Source organism: Pseudogulbenkiania sp. FW507-F1, from assembly GCF_058781125.1.
Window position 1 is genome coordinate 1 of sequence record NZ_JBYSWM010000070.1, and the last position, 586, is coordinate 586.

At 65.4% G+C, this 586-nt stretch carries 1 protein-coding gene; it reads left to right on the forward strand.

Annotated features, from left to right (window positions below):
* Window positions 1-113: 113 nt before the first annotated feature.
* On the forward strand, window positions 114-586 hold a 473-nt coding region (locus AC3WG5_RS19220), incomplete at its 3' end, for an ATP-binding cassette domain-containing protein (protein ID WP_492570339.1).

Below are 586 nucleotides of genomic sequence, written 5' to 3' on the forward strand. Positions count from 1 at the left end.
TGTACGCCGTGATCGTGTTCGCGCTGGTCTGGCTGTTCCGCCGCGGCGAGCAGCGCTGGCTCGCCTTCCTCAAGCCGCAGGCGCATTGATTCGCCGTATTGGGAGAGATTGAAATGTACAAACTGACCGTGGACGACCTGCACAAGAAGTACGGCAACCACGAAGTGCTCAAGGGCGTGTCGCTCAAGGCCAAGGCCGGCGACGTGATCAGCATCATCGGATCGAGCGGTTCGGGCAAGAGCACCTTCCTGCGCTGCATCAACTTCCTCGAGCAGCCCTGCGCCGGCGCCATCACGCTCAACGGCGAGGCGATCCGCACCGCGCCGGACAAGACCGGGGCGCTGCGCGTGAGCGACGCCAGGCAGCTGCAGCAGATGCGCACCAAGCTCGCCATGGTGTTCCAGCACTTCAACCTGTGGGGCCACATGACGGTGCTGGAGAACATCATCGAGGCGCCGATGCACGTGCTCGGGGTGAGCCGCGCCGAGGCCGAGGCACGAGCGCGCAAGTACCTGGCCAAGGTCGGGCTGCCGGAGAGCGTAGAGGGCAAGTACCCGTCGCACATGTCGGGCGGGCAGCAGCAGCG